The sequence below is a fragment of the Actinoplanes sp. NPDC026623 genome (genome assembly GCF_040638275.1).
Classification (GTDB): Bacteria; Actinomycetota; Actinomycetes; order Mycobacteriales; family Micromonosporaceae; genus Actinoplanes.
This window is the reverse complement of sequence record NZ_JBEZXZ010000007.1, coordinates 60,125-77,730: the sequence shown is the minus strand read 5'-3', so window position 1 is coordinate 77,730 and position 17,606 is coordinate 60,125. Positions and strand designations below refer to the sequence as shown.

The 17,606-nt window shown below is 71.0% G+C and carries 16 protein-coding genes; 7 read left to right on the top strand and 9 right to left on the bottom strand.

Annotation, left to right across the window (positions count from 1 at the left end; genetic code table 11):
• Position 1 precedes the first annotated feature (1 nt).
• The 4 genes from AB0F10_RS03815 to AB0F10_RS03800 are packed head-to-tail and all read left to right on the top strand — an operon-like array spanning position 2 to position 4,274.
• Complete coding sequence (locus AB0F10_RS03815; protein WP_360620271.1) at positions 2 to 1,960, top strand: MFS transporter; 1,959 nt, start codon at positions 2 to 4, stop codon at positions 1,958 to 1,960.
• A 6-nt stretch (positions 1,961 to 1,966) separates the two neighbouring features.
• Positions 1,967 to 2,524 carry a hypothetical protein gene (locus tag AB0F10_RS03810; protein WP_360620270.1) on the top strand — a complete coding sequence of 186 codons (558 nt, stop codon included), beginning with the start codon at positions 1,967 to 1,969 and terminating at the stop codon, positions 2,522 to 2,524.
• Positions 2,521 to 3,675, top strand: a complete 1,155-nt coding sequence (locus AB0F10_RS03805; protein WP_360620269.1) for a M23 family metallopeptidase — start codon at positions 2,521 to 2,523, stop codon at positions 3,673 to 3,675. The genes AB0F10_RS03810 and AB0F10_RS03805 overlap by 4 nt, the downstream gene beginning before the upstream one ends.
• Positions 3,676 to 3,686: 11 nt before the next feature.
• Positions 3,687 to 4,274, top strand: coding sequence for a hypothetical protein (locus AB0F10_RS03800; protein WP_360620268.1), 588 nt, complete (start codon positions 3,687 to 3,689; stop codon positions 4,272 to 4,274).
• Between the two features lie 3 nt (positions 4,275 to 4,277).
• Here the strand turns inward: AB0F10_RS03800 and AB0F10_RS03795 are convergent, their stop codons facing one another.
• Positions 4,278 to 4,814: a hypothetical protein gene (locus tag AB0F10_RS03795; protein ID WP_360620267.1), complete on the bottom strand. Its 537-nt coding sequence runs from the start codon at positions 4,812 to 4,814 to the stop codon at positions 4,278 to 4,280.
• Positions 4,815 to 5,055: 241 nt separating this feature from the next.
• Between AB0F10_RS03795 and AB0F10_RS03790 the strand changes: the two genes are divergently transcribed.
• From AB0F10_RS03790 to AB0F10_RS03780, 3 genes are read left to right on the top strand one after another with little or no spacing between them, the layout of a single operon-like run.
• Positions 5,056 to 7,638: an FtsK/SpoIIIE domain-containing protein gene (locus AB0F10_RS03790; RefSeq protein ID WP_360620266.1), complete on the top strand. Its 2,583-nt coding sequence runs from the start codon at positions 5,056 to 5,058 to the stop codon at positions 7,636 to 7,638.
• Complete coding sequence (locus AB0F10_RS03785) at positions 7,635 to 8,273, top strand: hypothetical protein (RefSeq protein WP_360620265.1); 639 nt, start codon at positions 7,635 to 7,637, stop codon at positions 8,271 to 8,273. Before AB0F10_RS03790 ends, AB0F10_RS03785 begins: the two co-directional genes overlap by 4 nt.
• A gap of 10 nt (positions 8,274 to 8,283) precedes the next feature.
• Positions 8,284 to 8,544 carry a hypothetical protein gene (locus AB0F10_RS03780; RefSeq protein ID WP_360620264.1) on the top strand — a complete coding sequence of 87 codons (261 nt, stop codon included), beginning with the start codon at positions 8,284 to 8,286 and terminating at the stop codon, positions 8,542 to 8,544.
• Between the two features lie 12 nt (positions 8,545 to 8,556).
• Here AB0F10_RS03780 and AB0F10_RS03775 read toward each other — a convergent pair whose 3' ends face one another.
• The 8 genes from AB0F10_RS03775 to AB0F10_RS03740 all read right to left on the bottom strand — a co-directional run bounded on the left by AB0F10_RS03775 (position 8,557) and on the right by AB0F10_RS03740 (position 17,520).
• On the bottom strand, positions 8,557 to 8,958 hold the full coding sequence (locus AB0F10_RS03775; RefSeq protein ID WP_360620263.1) for a RidA family protein: 402 nt from the start codon (positions 8,956 to 8,958) through the stop codon (positions 8,557 to 8,559).
• Between the two features lie 28 nt (positions 8,959 to 8,986).
• Positions 8,987 to 9,655 (bottom strand): GTP cyclohydrolase I FolE, encoded by a 669-nt coding sequence (gene folE / locus AB0F10_RS03770; RefSeq protein ID WP_360620294.1) that lies wholly within the window; start codon positions 9,653 to 9,655, stop codon positions 8,987 to 8,989.
• Between the two features lie 2 nt (positions 9,656 to 9,657).
• Entirely contained in the window at positions 9,658 to 11,691 is a 2,034-nt protein-coding gene (ftsH, locus tag AB0F10_RS03765) for an ATP-dependent zinc metalloprotease FtsH (protein ID WP_360620262.1), read from the bottom strand.
• 381 nt (positions 11,692 to 12,072) lie between these two features.
• On the bottom strand, positions 12,073 to 12,648 hold the full coding sequence (hpt, locus tag AB0F10_RS03760) for a hypoxanthine phosphoribosyltransferase (RefSeq protein ID WP_360620261.1): 576 nt from the start codon (positions 12,646 to 12,648) through the stop codon (positions 12,073 to 12,075).
• Positions 12,649 to 12,774: 126 nt separating this feature from the next.
• Positions 12,775 to 13,764: a tRNA lysidine(34) synthetase TilS gene (gene tilS / locus AB0F10_RS03755; RefSeq protein WP_360620260.1), complete on the bottom strand. Its 990-nt coding sequence runs from the start codon at positions 13,762 to 13,764 to the stop codon at positions 12,775 to 12,777.
• A gap of 9 nt (positions 13,765 to 13,773) precedes the next feature.
• Positions 13,774 to 14,832: a zinc-dependent metalloprotease gene (locus AB0F10_RS03750; RefSeq protein ID WP_360620259.1), complete on the bottom strand. Its 1,059-nt coding sequence runs from the start codon at positions 14,830 to 14,832 to the stop codon at positions 13,774 to 13,776.
• 71 nt (positions 14,833 to 14,903) lie between these two features.
• On the bottom strand, positions 14,904 to 16,313 hold the full coding sequence (gene dacB, locus AB0F10_RS03745) for a D-alanyl-D-alanine carboxypeptidase/D-alanyl-D-alanine-endopeptidase (protein ID WP_360620258.1): 1,410 nt from the start codon (positions 16,311 to 16,313) through the stop codon (positions 14,904 to 14,906).
• A 211-nt stretch (positions 16,314 to 16,524) separates the two neighbouring features.
• Positions 16,525 to 17,520: a hypothetical protein gene (locus tag AB0F10_RS03740; RefSeq protein ID WP_360620257.1), complete on the bottom strand. Its 996-nt coding sequence runs from the start codon at positions 17,518 to 17,520 to the stop codon at positions 16,525 to 16,527.
• Positions 17,521 to 17,606: the final 86 nt, after the last annotated feature.

Here is a 17,606-nt window from a genome sequence, read left to right as displayed (position 1 = left end):
CATGGTCCGGCGGGGGTGCGCACTGATACTGACGGTGCTCGTAGCGATTGCGGCGAGCATCGCCTGGGCGGTCGTCGCACCGTCGTCGGCCTCGGCCGCCCCACTACGGGCACCAGGCGGCGCCTGCAGCGTCGAGGAATGGGGCAAGGACATCCCCGGCTGCGTCAAGCGGCTCAAGGACGTCGCCGCTGACCGGGCGGTATGCCTCAAGGCCCCCACTCCCAGCACCCCTGACTCCGGTCTCGCCGGTTGGTTCGTCGAACGCCCGGAATCATCGAAGCTGAACGGTCCCCAGGGCATCTACAGCCAGTACGGCTATGCCGGCTACAGCTTCACCACCTTCGACCTGGACGGCGGCTGCGCATCGACGCTGACCCAGCCCGAATCCAAGTTCGAGACGACGGTGGCCAACGGCGAGTTCATGATCGCTACGGCGGTAATCGGTGCGTCCAACGCGCTGCGGGAGCGCGCCTGGGACCCGGAACAGCTCTGGGGCTGGGCAAACCCGCTGGTCGACCAGGCCACCAAGGCCGTATACGAAAAAGTCTTCAGCGTCTTCGGCGTGATCACTCTCGCCATCGTCGGTCTGTACCTGATCTGGCGCTCGCAGCAGGCCGACATGGGCGCGGCGACGACAACGGCCGGCTGGGCGATCCTCGTCATGGTCGCGGTAACTGCGATTGCCGCCTGGCCGGTCAAGTCCGCGAACATCGCCGACCAAACCCTGGTCACGACTCTCGGAGTCGTCCATGACGCGGTGGGTCCGCGTCCCCAGACCGGTAGCACCGCCAGTTGCAAGCTGGGCGTTCCGGAAGCCTGCGAGGACAACAGGCCGCCCGCTGTGCGGGCGAGCGACACCTCGACCGAGACCATGCTCTATCGCAACTGGGTCCGCGGTCTTCTCGGTTCCGCCGACAGCACAACCGCCCAGAAATACGGCCGAGCACTCTATGACGCCCGCTCGATCAGCTGGCGGGAGGCCGAAAGGATCCGGCAGAATCCTGGTACCCGGCCGGCCATCCTCACCGCGAAGAGCGATCAGTGGAAGAAGGTCTCTGAGCAGATCAAGACGGAGGACCCGGAGGCCTACGACTATCTGCAGGGAACAAACGGCATGGACCGGATCGGCGCGGGCTTCATCGCCGTGCTGGCATCACTCATGTTCGCGATGTTCGACCTCACCGCCTCCCTGCTGGTCCTGCTGGGCTTCCTGATCTTCCGGTGGGCTGTCATCGCCGCTCCCATCCTGGGCACCGTCGGCCTGCTGCGACCCGCCAGCTCGGGCATCCGGCGGCTCGGGAACGCCGTGGTGGCGGCGGTCTTCAACATCGCGATCTTCGGTACCGGCGCGGCCATCTACCTCTTCGCGGTCGACCTGATCATGAACACCGCAAGCCTCGCCGGCTGGCTGCAGGTGGTTCTCGTGTGGCTGGTCGGTGTCGTGGGCTGGCTGCTGCTGCGGCCATACCGGCGGATCACCCAGCTCGGCGGCAAGGACAGCACCGCGGCGATCACATCGGCTGGCTCATGGCACCGTAAGTTCTTCCGCGATATGAAGGAAGCCGCCAAGCTCGACGTCGCAGACGCCGGCGGCACCAACGAACCGCGGGTCGGCAAGGGACGCGGCGTCTACGTGGAGCAGACCAATCTGCGCCCCGAGGCGCGGCTGGAGGACCCCGCACACGCCGCGATCGGCCGGGGCGACACCGCGGCCGCCCCGACTCGGGGAGGCGCTGTCCCGGCGAGCCGACCGGACGGCAACGAGTCGCCGCACGACACCCCGGCTCCTGACCGCCGGCCGGTCCCGGTCGCCGGTCAGGCAACCCGGCAGCGAGGTTCCTCCACGTGGACGGAGCCGGACGTGACCGAGCGACCTGCCTCGTATGCGATCTACCGACCGGAAACCGGCAGCACCTCACGTGAGCCGGCATCGCCGCGGGTGCGCACAGAGGCAAAGTGATAAGAGATGTCCGGATTCCTCGAACGCAGCCTCACCGCCCTCTTCAGATCGCGCTGGGGTGTCGCTCTGGTGATCGCGGTGCTTGTGCTGGCGGTGGTCGGCATCGGTCGCCTCTTCAACGACGGGGCGAACCCCCAGCCGCCGCTCACTGAAGCCATACCGACCGCAGGGGCCGTCAGCGTCGATCCGAGCCACGACGACGACGGGGTCACCGCCGACGACGATGAGCCGCCCCCGTCCCCAGTCACCAGGCCGGGATCGGCGGAGCCGGAGGCCGTGGCGTACGCGTTCGCCTCAGCCTGGGTCGATCACAAGAACGTGTCGGCGAAGACCTGGCACGACGGGCTCGTCCCGAACGCGACCGCGGAACTCTCAAGCGAACTGAACGGCGTCAACCCGGCAGACGTGCCGGCCGACAAGGTGGTCGGTCGACCTACGTTGGTGCCGATCGGTGACGGACTGGTCAATGCAGTCGTGACAGTTGACAGCGGAAAACTGACTCTTCAACTGGTAGCGCCTGACGGACGCTGGCTGGTGGACGACGTCGATTGGGACGGCCCATGAACCTGCCACGACCCCGCGGGGTGGTGGCCCTGCTCGTTGCCTTGACCGCCGCGATGGTTCTGCTGTGCTGCGGCGGCGCCGTCAGCGCCCTGTTCCTGGGAATGTTCGACAATCCCAAGGAGGAGAACTTCAGCCTTCTCGGGGGCAACTGCGGAGCCGGCGGGCCGATCGATCCGGAGGGCAAACTGCCCAGTGTCGGTTCCTACAGCAAAGAGCAGATCAAAAACGCGGCGATCATCATCAGCGTTGGCAAGCACCTCAAGCTGCCACCGCGGGCGTGGGTGATCGCGGTGGCTACGGCGATGCAAGAGTCCAACCTGCGGAATCTCGGCGATCTCGGCGCGCGCAACGATCACGACTCGCTTGGGCTCTTTCAGCAACGGCCGAGCAGCGGTTGGGGTTCGCCGGCGCAGGTCACCAACCCGGTCTTCGCGACGACGAAGTTCTACAACAAGCTGAAGACGGTCAGGAACTGGCAGAGCCTGCCGCTGACCCGGGCGGCCCAGCGGGTGCAGATCAGTGCCTATCCTGGCGCCTATGCCAAGCACGAGCCGATCGCGACCCAGATCGTGAACATGCTCGCCGACGGCGCGGCGAACGCGGTCGGCAACTCGCTGGACATGGTGTGCACCTCGATTGGCCAGGTGTCCGCCTCCGGTTGGACCAGCCCGCTGGCGGCCAGCGGCAAGGGCCTGAGAGGAAGCCAGAAGATGGTGGTGGGCTCCGGCTTCCGGACCGCCGGCCGACCGAACCACCAAGGCGTCGACCTGATCATCGGCATCGGCAACCCTGTTCACGCGGCGGCAAGCGGTGTCGTCTCCCGAATCAAGTGCGACGAGACGTTCAGCGGCAAGAAAGACTGCGACGTTCCCGGATACTCCGGCAAGGGTGGCTGTGGCTGGATGCTGGAGATCCGTCATGCCGGCAACGTCATGACACGCTACTGCCATCTGGTCCAGCGGCCGAAGCTGCAACCGGGCGACAAGATCGCGGCCGGTCAGGTCGTAGCGCTGAGCGGCACCAGCGGCAACTCCTCGGGCCCCCACCTGCACTTTGAGGTGCACCTCAACAACGACCGATCCAGCGCCAGCGCGGTGGATCCGGTGCGTTTCATGGCGGAGCACGGCTCACCTTTGGGCGCCTCGCAGTGACCGGGCGTGGGATGCCTGACCCATTCGCCGAGTCCGGATGGACCACCGATCCGCCACGGCCAGTGGTGCCGACGCCAGCCATCATGGCTGGAAAGCTGCGCGGACGCCGAGTGCTGATCGGGTTGCCCGGTCATGGCTGGCGCGGTGACCTGCGCGCGGATGAGAAAGTCGTGCAGGGCAGCCGTACCTACGTGCCGGTGATACCTGAAGCGGAGTGGTACCGCGCCGAGGCCGAGCAGACCGAGGTTTTCGCCCCGCTGGTGCCGGTCGAGCGGGTCTGGGTGGAGGAACTCGGGTTGGCTGGTCCGGTGACGGGGACCGGCAACAGCGTTTCCCGGCTCGTCTCCTTGGACGAGCCGCCGAGGCGGAACCCGGTCGCCGCGCTTGACGCAGGCTTCCTCACCGGTCGACGGGTCGTCCAGTTGCTGGAGGACGGCGGCGAGCGCCGCGACCAGCGAGCGATCACCGAGTTGCACACCAGTAACGACGGCGACATCTGTGCCCGCGTTACCACCGAGCTGGATTGGTACCGATGGGGATGGAGCGGCAGAGCACCTGCGACACTGGAAGTTCCGGTGAATCTGCTCTGGTTGGAGTAGCGCTCAGCCCACCTCGGCGGCGTCACAGACTCGCCAACCATCCTCATCCACCACAGAAAACTGCCACGGTGTGGTGAGTTGTTCGCTGTCGTCGGCGAAAGTGCGAGTCAGGTCGACGTCGACGGTTCCGCGTGTGCCTGACGTGGATACCGTCAAGCCTTCCCAGACCACCTGGATGCTTGCAGAGAACCGGCTCTCACGACTCTGCAGGTCAGTGCGGAAGGCCTCGATGCGCGTCAGATTCAGACCGTTCTTGCAGGTGAAGAGTTCCGCTTCATGGTCGTCCCTATTGACCAGGTATGCGCGTAAGAACTGATCCACCACCGTGTCAGGTTTGCTTCGCTCGATCTTCGTGGCCTCGTCATAGGAAGAGACGAATACGCCGATTCCGCCCAGGCACAACAGTGCCACAATTCCCGTGCCCAGCGCCAGCAGCAGGCGGAGCCTGCGGTTTCGCGGCTTTCCCTGCGGGCGCGCCGGCACCGGGCCCGGCTGCGGCGGCTCGGGCTGCGGTGGCGGGGGCGGATTCGAGGGCTGCACCCCTCCAGATTAGTTCGTTCCCCGCCGAGGCTCCGCTGTGGACGTCCCGCACCGGCCGCCGCCCCGCACCCTTTCGAGGGAACACCGGGCGCCGATCCCGCCGGCCGGGGGCCCGTACACCCCTCGTTCATGCCCCGTTCGTCCCCCGAGGAGGGGCTGAGGTCCGCCGCACCCCCTACTGGGAGGATTGAGCGACGACCGGTGCAAGGTACGGTTTGAGCGCACACACGGAGGTGAGGCGGTGGAGTCGACGGGGCGCATCGATCAGGCCGCTGCCCTGCACCGCCAGGCAGAGGCCGTCGCCCAGGCGGCCGCCGCCGCGCTGGAGTCGGAGGCGCCCGCCGCGGCCGACCCCCTCGAGCAGCATCATCTCGCCGAGGAGCTGCGGGCCGCCGCCAGTGACCTGACGCCGGGCTGGCTCGGCGCGCCGCTGGACGCGCAGTCGGCGAACACGCCGCTCGGCGGCGAGTTCCCGCCGCAGTTCGTCCGGCTCGGCGTCGCGCAGCCGCTCGACGACGCCCGTTTTCCGGCAGTCATCCCGCTGCTCGGCACCGGGCACCTGACCATCGACGCCGACGCCCGTGACGGGCGGGTCGCCGGCCTGCTTCGCTGCCTGCTGCTGCGCCTGCTCGCCGCCGCGCCCGCCGGGTCGCTGCTGGTCCGCGCCGTCGACGGCACGGGCGGCGGCACGGTCTTCGCCCCATTTTCCGCGCTGGCGGACGCCGGCCTGCTCTCGCCGACGGCCACGGACCGGGTGGTGCTGCGCGAGGTGCTGACCGAGGCCGAGCGGTGGCTGCGCCCGGTGCGGGGCGGCGCCGTCCGCCGCAGCCGGCGCGACCGGATGATGCTGCTGGTCATCGCCAGCCTTCCGGAGCTCACCGAGGGCTCCGACCTGGTCCGGATCGCCGCGCTCGCGCAGCAGGGCCCGGAGTCGGGCCTGCACCTGATCGTCGCCGGCTGGCCGCCGCCGCCGCTGACCGCGGAGACCACCCAGGCGCCGCTGCCGCGCACCACCCAGGTCTCGCTCCGCAATCCTTACGCGGTGATCGGCAATCCCCCCGGCGCCACGTTCGGGTCGATACCGGAGGCGGTCTGGCTCAACGCCCCGGTCTTCCTCGACGAGGATCCGCCGCCGCACCTGGTCGACGCCGTCTGCCGGGAGCTGGCCGCACACTCGGCCGATTCGCAGGTGACGCTCGCCGACCTGCTGCCGGAGCCGTCCGAGGAGATCTGGGGCGGGGACGCCGCCGACGGGCTCGGCACCACGATCGGTCATGACGGCGACACCCCGGTGGTGCTGCGGTTCAACGACCTGACTCCGCACTGGATGGTCGGCGGCCGGTCCGGCGCCGGCAAGACCGCCCTGCTCATCAACGTCCTGTACGGCCTCGGCACCCGTTACAGCCCCGACGAGCTTGCCCTCTACCTGCTCGACTTCAAGGAGGGCGTCTCCTTCGCCGAGTTCGTGCCGACCCGGCGGGACCGCACCTGGCTGCCGCACGCGCGGGCCGTCGGCGTCGAGTCCGACCGCGAGTACGGCCTGGCCGTGCTGCGCGAGCTGGACGCGGAGATGACCCGCCGCTCGGTGGCGTACAAGCGGGCCGGGGTGACCCGGTTCGCGGATCTGCGCGCGGTCGCCGCCGAGGAGGGCCGCGGCCGGCCGATGCCGCGGATCCTCTGCGTCATCGACGAGTTCCAGGTGCTGCTGGCCGGCAACGACCCGATGGCCAACGAGGCGGTGCAGTTGCTGGAGTCGCTCGCCCGCAAGGGCCGCTCCTACGGCATCCACCTGATCCTGGCCAGCCAGACCGTCCTCGGCGTCGAGGCGCTGTACGCGAAGCGCGACTCGATCTTCGGCCAGTTCCCGGTTCGGCTCGCGTTGCCGGGCGGCGGTGACGTGCTCGAGCCCACGAACGACTCGGCGGCCGGGCTGCCGCTGGGCACGGCGGTCGTCAACACGGCCGGCGGCCTCGGCGGCCCGCGGGGTGCCACCCGGGGCCACGAACGCATCGTGCGCTTCCCCGATCCGCACGCCGACCGCGAGGTCCTCAGCGAGCTGCGGCACCGGCTGTGGGGCGCCCGTGACCAGGAGTCGCCCGCGCCGCGCATCTTCTGCGGTTACGCACACCAGCACCTCGCCGACGACCCGACCTATCGCACCGCGCTCGCGGGCCGGGCCGGGCGGCCGGCGGCGCTGGTCGGCCGGGTCATCGACGTCAACCTGTCCACCGCCACGTTCCCGCTGGACACGTCGCCCGGGCGGCACCTGGCCATCTTCGGCTCGAACGCGATCGGCGCCCAGGTGCTGGACGCGGCCGCCCGTAGCGTCGCCGCGCACCATCCTCCCCGTACCGCCAGGTTTGTGATCTCCTCGCTGGTCGCCGAGGGTGACGAGCTCGCCAAGGATCTCGCCGTGGAGATCGGCCACCGCCAGGAGGTCGTCGTGGTCGACGCGGCCGGCCTCGCCGCGGAGATGGACCTCGAGCGGCCCGGCTACCGGGTGGTGTTCGGAATGGACGCGGTCAGCCCGGGCAGCCTGCCCCGGTTGCGCCAGATGCTGCGGGAAGGGCCGGCCCGCGGCGTGCACCTGCTGTCGTGGTGGCGCGGGCTGCGCCGGTTCAACGAGGAGACGGGCGGCAGCGCCGGCCGCGAGGACGTAGCCGGCCTGGTCTTCCTGAACTGCTCGAACCAGGAAGTGTGTCTGATGCTCGGCAGGCCGCTCGACTGGCAGCCGAGGGAGAACCGCGCGCTGCTGCACGACCGGCACACCGACCGTACGGTGACGATCGTGCCGTTCGTGCAACCCGAGAGCGACTCGACATGACGGACATGCAGGAGTCGTGGGCCGGCTACGTGGCCGCGGCGCAGCGCCTCGACGCCGTGCGGCGGGCCGCGAGCACCGCGGCGGGCGCGCAGGCGGCGACGGTTCAGGCCGCGCAGCAGGAGCTTGCCGGGGTACGCGCCCGCCTGGCACCGCAGCGCGCCCGCCTCGTCCAGGATCTGGGCGTGCCGGAGCTGGCGCTGGCGCCGCAGCCGGCCGAGCGGGCGCTGGCGGCGCAGACCGTCGCCGCGGGCCCGGAGGCGATCCTGGCCACGTTGCGGCAGGCGCGCGGCACCGCCGACGCCGCCGACGCCGCGATGCTGGCCTCGGCCCCGGCGCGGCCCTGGCGGCCGTGGGCCCGCAACCTGCTGGTGTACGGCCCGTTCGCGGCGGCCGTGCTGATCGTGCAGATAGCGCTCTACCTGATCGCCCCATCCGGCTCCGTGCCCACGTACGCGCTGCTGTGCGGGCTCAGCATGCCGGTGCTCGCGTTCGGGCTGGGCTGGCTGACGATCGGTTTCGTGTACGGCGGCGGTCCGGCCAAGGTGGACCGGACGCCGATCGTCGGCGCGATCGCCTGCCTGACCCCCGTGCTGTTGACCTGCATGGGAGTCGGCCTGCTCGCGTTCATCCGGTAAGGGAGCTGAGATGACCAGCGTCGAAGAGATCAAGGCCAACGTCGCCGCGTCGGTCGACGGCGCCCAGCGCGCGGTGTCCGGCATCCAGCAGGTCGCGGACCAGCTCGACGAGGCGCTGACCCGGCTGCGGCTGACCGCGATCGGCTCGTTCCATCCGTCGATCGCGACGGCCATCGCGCAGCTGGAGCAGGCGCACACCCGCCTGGACGAGGCGCAGACTTTGGCCCGGGCGGCGATGGACAGCGCCGAGTCCTACCGCATGATCGTCTGACCCGGTCTGGATCTAATCCGGCAGGGCCGCGGTCAGGTCGATCTCGATGAGCTGGCCGGTGTAGCCGAGCGCGGACACGCCGAGCAGGGTGCTGGCCGTGGTGAAGGCGGGGGCGAGGGCGGAGGCCATCAGCCGGTCCCAGACGGCCGACAGGACGCGGCTGTCCGGGCTGACGACGTAGACGATCGAGCGGGCGACGTCGGACGGCTCGGCGCCGGCGGCCGCGAGCACGGCGAGGCAGTTCGCGACGACCTGGTCGGTCTGCGCGTCGAAGTCGCCGTGGCCGACGACCCGGCCGGCGAGGTCCAGCGGGCACTGGCCGGCGAGGTGTGCCAGCCGACCGGCCGAGGTGATCGTGACGTGGCTGTACCCGGACGGTTCGTGCACGCTGGGTGGATTGAACTTCTGGATCATCGCGCCAGTATGGCCAAGCGGGCGCGGTTCAGCGCGCGTTTATCAGCGCCATCGCCTCGGCGCGGACCTTGCCGTCGGTCTGGAACGCGCCGCGCACCGCCGAGGTGACCGTGCGGGCGCCGACCTTGCGGATGCCGCGCATCTCCATGCAGAGGTGCTCGCACTCGAGGACCACGATGACACCGCGCGGGCCGAGCTTCTCCATCAGCAGGTCGGCGATCTGCGAGGTGAGCCGCTCCTGCACCTGGGGCCGCCGGGCGAAGACCTCGACGAGCCGGGCGAGCTTCGACAGGCCGGTGATCCGGCCGTCGGTGCCCGGGATGTAGCCGACGTGCGCCACGCCCTTGAACGGCAGCAGGTGGTGCTCGCAGAGGCTCATCATCTGGATGTCGCGGACGAGCACCAGCTCCTCGTGGTTCGCCTCGAACGACGTGGTTAGCACCTTCGCCGGGTCGACCCGCAGGCCGGCGAAGAGCTCGGCGTAGGCCCGGGCCACCCGGGAGGGGGTGCGCACCAGCCCGTCACGGTCCGGGTCCTCACCGAGGGCGATGAGGATCTCCCGGACCGCTTTCTCGATGCGGGCCAGGTCGACGGCGCGCTCGACCGGCGTACCGGTGAGCTTGCCGTCGACCAGACGCGCGGCGAGGTAGTCAGGCTCGTCGTCGGAGTCGTTCGGCTCCGTCGAGCTTCCGTCGATGATCAGAGGTTGCCTTCCACCGTGCCGTTCGGCGTCGACCCCGCGCTGGAGCTGCCGCCGCCGACCGCGACCTGACCGTCGGCCTCAGCCTGGGCCTTGAGCTTGTCGCGCTCGGCCGGCGTCAGGACCGGGGGCGCCTCCGAGGGGAGCCGCTTGCCGAACCCGTTGAACGGGGACATCGGTGGCCGCTTCTGCACGCGGGCGCAGATGCGGTTCATGTCGTCCTGAGTGATGGTTTCCTTCTCCATCAGCTCGAGGACCATGCTGTCGAGAACGTCGCGGTACTCGACCAGGATCTCCCACGCCTCGTCGTGCGCCAGCTCGATCAGCGCACGAACCTCGCTGTCGATCTCGGCGGCGACGGCGTCGGAGTAGTCCTTCTCGTGGCCCATGTTGCGCCCCATGAACGGCTCGTCGCCGCTGGTGCCGTACTTGACCGCACCGAGCTTCGAGCTCATGCCGTACTGGGTGACCATGGCACGGGCCAGGCCGGACGCCTTCTCGATGTCGTTGCCGGCGCCGGTGGTGGGCTCGTGGAAGACGAGTTCCTCCGCCGCCCGGCCGCCCAGCGCGTACGCCAGCGTGTCGATCATCTCGGCGCGGGTCTGCGTGTATTTGTCCTCGGTCGGCAGGACCAGCGTGTGCCCGAGCGAGCGGCCACGGGGAAGGATCGTCACCTTGTGCACGGGCGCGGAGTGCGGCAGCGCGTAGGCCACCAGCGCGTGCCCGCCCTCGTGGTAGGCGGTGATCTTCTTCTCGTTGTCGCTCATCGCGCGGGAGCGCCGCTCCGGGCCGGCGATGACCCGGTCGATCGCTTCCTCGAGGAAGAAGTTCGAGATCGCCCGCTTCTCGTTACGGGCCGTCAGCAGCGCGGCCTCGTTGATCACGTTGGCCAGGTCGGCACCCGAGAAGCCGGGGGTCCGGCGGGCCACCGAGTCGAGGTCGACGTCGGGCGTGAACGGCTTGCCCTTGGCGTGCACCCGCAGGATGGCCTTGCGGCCCTCCATGTCCGGGTTGTCGACCGGGATCTGGCGGTCGAAGCGGCCCGGGCGCAGCAGCGCCGGGTCGAGGATGTCGGGCCGGTTGGTGGCGGCGATGAGGATGACGCCACCCTTGGTGTCGAAGCCGTCCATCTCGACCAACAACTGGTTGAGGGTCTGCTCGCGCTCGTCGTGGCCGCCGCCCATGCCGGCACCGCGGTGCCGGCCGACCGCGTCGATCTCGTCGACGAAGACGATGGCCGGCGCGTTCGCCTTGGCCTGCTCGAAGAGGTCACGGACGCGGCTGGCGCCGACGCCGACGAACATCTCGACGAAGTCGGAACCGGAGATCGAGTAGAACGGCACCCCGGCCTCGCCCGCGACGGCACGCGCCAGCAGGGTCTTGCCGGTGCCGGGCTGACCGAAGAGCAGCACGCCCTTGGGGATCTTGGCGCCGAGTGCCTGGTATTTCGCCGGGTTCTGCAGGAAGTCCTTGATCTCCTGCAACTCCTCGACGGCCTCGTCGGCACCCGCCACGTCGGCGAATGTCGTCTTCGGCATGTCCTTGGTCAGCATCTTGGCCTTGGACTTGCCGAAGTTGAGGACGCGCGAGCCGCCGCCCTGCATCTGCGACATGAACAGCAGCAGCAGGATGACGAGGATCGCGATCGGCAGCAGGTTGACCAGCAGACTCAGCAGAATGCTGTCGCCGGAGACCGTGGCGTCGACCGTGCCGGTGACCCGGCCGGCCTTCTTCGCCTCGAGAGCCTTGTTCCAGATCTCGTCCGTGGCTTCGTACGGATACTGGGTCTCGATCTTGTCAGTGCTCTTGCTGTCGAACCGTTCCGGTGTCGCCAGTTCGAGCTGGAGCGTCTGCTCCTTGTCCTTCTGGATGACCTTCTTGATGCCGGGCTGGTTGAGTCGCTCGAGGACGACCGAAGTATCAACTCGCTGGTAGCTCGGGCCATTGGTGAAGATAGAGCTCAGCGCAATCGCACCGGCGATCACCAGAATGATCCAGACCACCGGGCGGCGGAAGAAACGCGTACGTTCCATACTGTTGTCGGGCGCCTGATGCGCCCGGACCCTCCTGATCGGCGTCCTGGTCACCTGGATTTACGAGTCTCCACGACCGGCCACCGTGTCAAGGCAACCGAGCCACGCAGACGCTGCCGGATCGATGATCAAGGCCGCTCCGGCTGACTGCACCGGCCCGACCGCTGGCGATCCGACCCCTCCGGCGCTCGTCACACGGCGCCATCGGTCACTCGACCGTACACCGTGGGTGCCTCTTCCGGCTTCGTCAGCCCGGCCCGCGCGACCCCCGTGGTCACCGGTTACCCGCACGTAGGGGCCGGTTTAACGCGAACAAAACCGGACAATACAGCACGCCAGCGGGCCGGGTATCCGATTCCTGAGAGTCGGCTGGGAGTACGTTCAGCTACGGGCGTAGACCTCGGGCTTGAGCACGCCCACGTACGGAACCTCGCGGTAACGCTCCGCGAAGTCGAGTCCGTAACCGACCACGAACTCGCTCGGAATGTCGAAGCCCACGTACTTGGTCGGCACCGGCACCTTGATGGCCTCCGGCTTGCGGAACAGCGCCACCACCTCGACGCTCTCCGGCTGACGCGACCGCAGGTACTTCATCAGCCAGGACAGGGTCAGACCGGAGTCGACGATGTCCTCGACGATCACCACGTGCCGGCCGGTGATGTCGCGGTCCAGGTCCTTGAGGATGCGCACCACCCCCGACGACGTGGTGCCCGAGCCGTAGGACGAGACCGCCATGAACTCCATCTCGGAGGAGGGGCCCTGCCGGCCCAGCGCGCGGGCGAAGTCCGCCATGAACATGACCGCGCCCTTGAGCACGCAGACCAGCAGAATTCCGCCCTCGGCATCCGCGTAGTCCGCGGCGACCTGCTTGGCGAGCTCTTCGGTCTTCTCGCGGATCTGCTCCTCAGAGATGATCACGTGGTCGATGTCGGCGTCGTACCAGGAGCCGTCTGCCATGCGCCTAGCGTGCCGTATGAAGATGGCCTCGCGTGGCCGGGGGCGGGGGTAAGTGTCCGCCCAAGCGCAGGTTATGGGGTGATTCCACCCCCGTGTCCGGGCCTCGGCGACGGGCGGTGACCACTGTCACACGTCCACGCGGGCGAGGTCACCCGCCCGGCGACCCACGACGATCCCACCCGGCAGGGCCGTCGGGCCCTGCCCGTGCCAGCCGGTGACCAGGGCGTCCAGGGCGACCACGTGCCGATGCGACAGGGCCGCGCCGGGCGCGCCGAGCTCCCCGGCCCAGGCGTGCAGGACGCGGCTCCGGATGGCCGGCGGCAGCTCCGACAGGGCCGGCACCGACAGCCCGGCCGCCGAGCGGCAGGCGAGCAGCGCCGCACCGGCCACCCCGTCCAGGTAGGCGACGTCCGCGGCGACCAGGCCGGCGGTCCGGGCCAGGTTCGCGACCACGCCGGGCCCCACGGCGGCGATCAGCGCCGGCAGGGCGTCCGCCCGGACCCGGGACCGGGTGTACGCGGGGTCGGTGTTGTGCGGGTCCTCCCAGGCCGCGAGGCCGAGGGCGGCGCAGGCCTTGCGGGTGTCGGCCCGGCCGACGTCGAGCATCGGCCGGACGAAGACCCCCCTGCGGTACGGCATCCCGGACAGTCCGCGCGGGCCGGCGCCCCGGACGAGCGCGAGCAGCACCGTCTCGGCCTGGTCGTCGCGGGTGTGCCCGAGCAGCACGGCCGACGCGCCGGTCCGCCCGGCGACGCTGGAGAGCACCTCGTAGCGCGCGTCCCGCGCGGCCGCCTCCGGCCCGCCGGGGCGCCCGGCCACCTCGACCGTCGCGACCTCGACCGGATCCAGCCCCACGGACCGCCCCCACCGGGCCACGGCGGCGGCCCGGCCCGCGGAGCCGTCCTGCAGTCCGTGATCCACCGTCACGAGGCCGGCGCGCACGCCGAGGCGGGGTGCGATGAAGGCGGTCGCCGCGGCGAGCGCCAGCGAGTCGGCGCCGCCCGAGCACGCGACGAGCACGAGCCGCGGCGCCCCGGCGGCCCCGCCCGGGTCCGGCAGCAATGCCCGCCGCACCGCCGAGCGGACGGTCGCTACCGGAGGCGGGATCCTGGCCATCCGCTCACGCTATGACGGCAGGGCGACCGGACCGTGCACCCGGGCCACCCAGGCGTCCGGGTCGCTGAGCTCGTCGAGCCGGGGCAGGGTCAGCGGGGAGCTGAAGATCTTGTTGAAGCCCGCCATCCCGACCCGCTCCACGACGCCGTGCACGAACTTGTGCCCCTCCGCGTACTGCCGCATCTTGACCTCGATGCCGAGCAGCCGGCGGATCGCCTTCTCCAGCGGGTTGCCGCCCTCGCGGCGCTGGTTGAACTTCGAGCGGATCGACTCGACCGAGGGGATGACCTCGGGGCCGACGCCGTCCATGACGAACTCGGCGTGCCCCTCAAGCAGCGTCATCAGCGCGGTCAGCCGGTCGAGGACCGCCTTCTGCGCGGGGGTCTGCACGATGTCGAGCACCGACGAGCGGCTGTCCGGGTCCCGCAGCGCGTCGGAGAGCGTCGCCACGCCGCGGCGCAGCCGCTCGAGGATGTGCTCGCCGCTCTGCGAGGCGTCGACGAACGCCTGCACCTCGCCGAGGAAGTAGCCGCGCATCCACGGCACGGCCGTGAACTGGGTGCGGTGGGTGACCTCGTGCAGGCAGACCCAGAGCCGGAAGTCGCGCGGGTCGGCGCCGATCTTGCGCTCGACCTCGACGATGTTGGGGGCGTTCAGCAGCAGCTGGCCCGGCTCGGACGAGAACACCTCATATTGCCCGAGCACCCGGCCGGAGAGGTAGGCCAGCACCGTGCCGGCCTGCACGCCGGTGACCCGGGAGCCGATCGCGTCGGCGACCCCGCCCGGCTGCTTGCCGCCCGAGAGCCGCGCCACCAGCGGGATGATCACCTCGCGGAGGCCGGAGATGTTGACCGCCGCCCAGTCCTTGCGGTCGACGACCCGCACCGGCGGCGCCTCGACCTGCGGCGTGAGCCCGGTGTATGCCGCGACGTGCGCCGCGGCCTCGTCGGTAAGGTCGCGCAGTTGCGCCACCACCTGCGTGGCTTCCTCGTAGGACACCGCGGGTCCGGATTTCGACAGCGCGCCCGCGGTGGCGGCGGCCAGATCCCAGTCAACGAACTGCGCCATGCAGACCACCGTACTCGCGCGCTTCCACCGCGCCGCCCTGAGAAAGCCCGAGGACGGCCCGGAGAAAACCCCTAGGTACACCCGCAGGTGACCAGCTTCGCCGCGATCTTGTCGAGCGCCCGGCGCGCGGCGCCGGACTCGCCGGTGGCGTCGGCCAGGATGGCGAAGACCAGCAGCCGGCCGTCCTGGGTGACCAGCTCGCCGGAGATCGCGTTGACCCCGGTGAGCGAGCCCGTCTTGGCCCGGACCAGGCCCTGCCCGACCTGGTTCGCCGACGGGACGATGAAACGGGTACGCAGGGTGCCCGACCAGCCGGCCACCGGCAGGCCGCCGAACATGGCGCTCAGCTGGGGATTCGTGCCACCGGCGGCGAGGGTCAACACGTCGGTGAGCAGCTTCGGGCTGATCCGGTTCTTCCGGGACAGGCCGCTGCCGTCGGAGAGCTGAACCTCGTCCGTGGACAGTCCCAGCTCACCGATCTTGGCGATCATCGCGGCGGCGGCGCCCTCGAACGACGGCTCCTCGCTCGCGGCCAGCGCGACCTGCCGGGCCATCGTCTCGGCGATCACGTTGTCGCTCTGCTCCAGCATCCAGTCGACCACCCGCACCAGCGGCGGCGAGTCGACCTTCCCGAGCCGGGCGCCGGCCACGAAGGTCGCCGGGGCGGAGGGCGCCGCGGACGGGGCCACCGGCGCCGTGGCCGGGGCCGTGCCCTTGCTCACCGCGCTGGCCGGCAGGCCGAGATGCCGGGCGAAGGCCCGGCCGGCCGCCGCCGCGGGATCGGCGTAGCGCGGATCGCCGCCGAACTCGTTGTGCACGGGCCTGATCCGCCCGGCGTCGGTCATCAGCGGCTGGATCCGCGCGACCTGGCCGCCGCTGATGACGTCGCCGTCCCAGCCCTTGGCGGTCAGCGGGCCCTCGTACAGCGAGGTGTCGACGATGACCTTGGTGATCGGCCGGCCGCCCATTGCCTTCTCGACCTGGGCGGCAAGCTTGTCCAGCCGGGCCGCGCCCGGGAACTGGCCCTTGTCGTCCACCGACAGCGTCGGGTCGCCGCCGCCGACCAGCACGACCTCGCCGGGCTCCGCTCCGGCCACCACGCGGGTGGTCAGCCGGTAGGCCGCGCCGCGCGCGGCCAGCACGGTCGCCGCGGTCAGCAGCTTGGTGGTGGAGGCCGGCATGGCCTTGGTATCGGCATTCTGCGCGAAAAGCGACTCACCGGTCACGGCGTCGACCACCGAGACGTTGACCCGCGGGCCCAGGACCGCCGCATCGACCAGCGGGCCGATCGCCGCCTTCACCCCTTCGGGTGTGGGCGCCGTGCCGGAGGTGCCGATCGCCGCCAGCACGGGCGTGGGCGTCGGCTCGGGCGCCGGCTCGGCCGTCGGCGCCTGGGTCGGGTCGGCGGCCAGCCAGCGGTCCACCGGCCCCGGCCGGACCACGAACGTCCCGGCCGCCAGCGCCACCACCAGCAAAATCACCGAAAAAACCGAAACCATTACGGTACGCCGCGACCGACCCGTACCCGGCTGCGCCGCTGCCGGCTTCTCAGCCGGGCGATCCCCCAGGCCGGGGGACGAGCCGCCGGGCGCATCCGCCGGTCCGGCCGAAGGCGCCTGCACCTGCGCAGACTCCTGTGGCGACCGCTGCGGCTGAGGCGACGGAGTCCCGTAGACCTGATGAGTGGAGCCGCTAGGTGCGACCGTGGCACGGCCGTAGGTGGTCCCGGACGGACGCGGCGTCACCGGCGCCGATGCCGGCGCCTGCCCACCCGGCGGCACCGCAGACCGCCCAGCTGGCGACGCCGCGGGCGACCCAGCCGGCGACCCCGCGGGCGATCCAGCCGGCGGCGCCGCGGGCGGTCCGGCGGGCCAGACCGTCTGCGGTCCGACCGGCGGCCCGGCGGGCGAACCGGCCGTTGATCCAGGAGGTGGCCCGGCCTGCAACCAGGTGGACTGCACCGGAGGTGGCGCCGCGGGCGACCCAGCCGGCGGCACCCCGGTCGATCCAGGAGGCGGCCCGGCCGGCAACCAGGTGGGCGACCCAGGACGTGGCCCCGCGGGCGACCCGGCACGCGGCCCAGCCGACGGTCCGACCCACGGCCCGTCGGGCTGTCCGGCGGGCGACGCAGGTGGCGGCCCGGCCGGTGATCCGGCAGGCGGCCCGACCCACGGCCCGGCAGGCGGCACAGCCGCCGATCCAGCAGGCCTCCCAGCCGACGACCCGGCGGACGGAACAGCCGCCGATCCAGCGGGCCTCGCGGCCGTCGGCCCAACCGGTGACCCGGCAGGCGGCACAGTCGCCGATCCAGCAGACGACGCAGATGAAGGCCCGGCCTGCGATCCGGCCGGCGGCATTGCAGGCGGCCCAGCAGGCCGCGCAGATGAAGGCCCGGCCGGCGATCCGGCCAGCGGCATTGCAGGCGGCGCAGATGAAGGCCCGGCCGACGATCCAGCCGGCGGCGCAGGTGGAGGCCCGGTCGGCGATCCGGCGGGCGGCATGGCAGGCGGCACGGCCGCCGATCCAGCAGGCCTCGCGGCCGTCGACCCAGCCGGTGGCCCGGCAGGCGGCACGGCCGCCGATCCAGCAGACGACGCAGGTGAAGGCCCGGCCGGCGATCCGGCCGGCGGCATGGCAGGCGGCCCAGCAGGCGGTCCAACCCGCGGCCCGGTAGGCGGCCCGGCCCACGGGCTGGCGGACGGCCCAGCCGGCGGCCCGGAGGACACAGGCGGCGACCCCGCAGGCGGCGAGGCCGGCGTCGGCCCAGCCGGTGA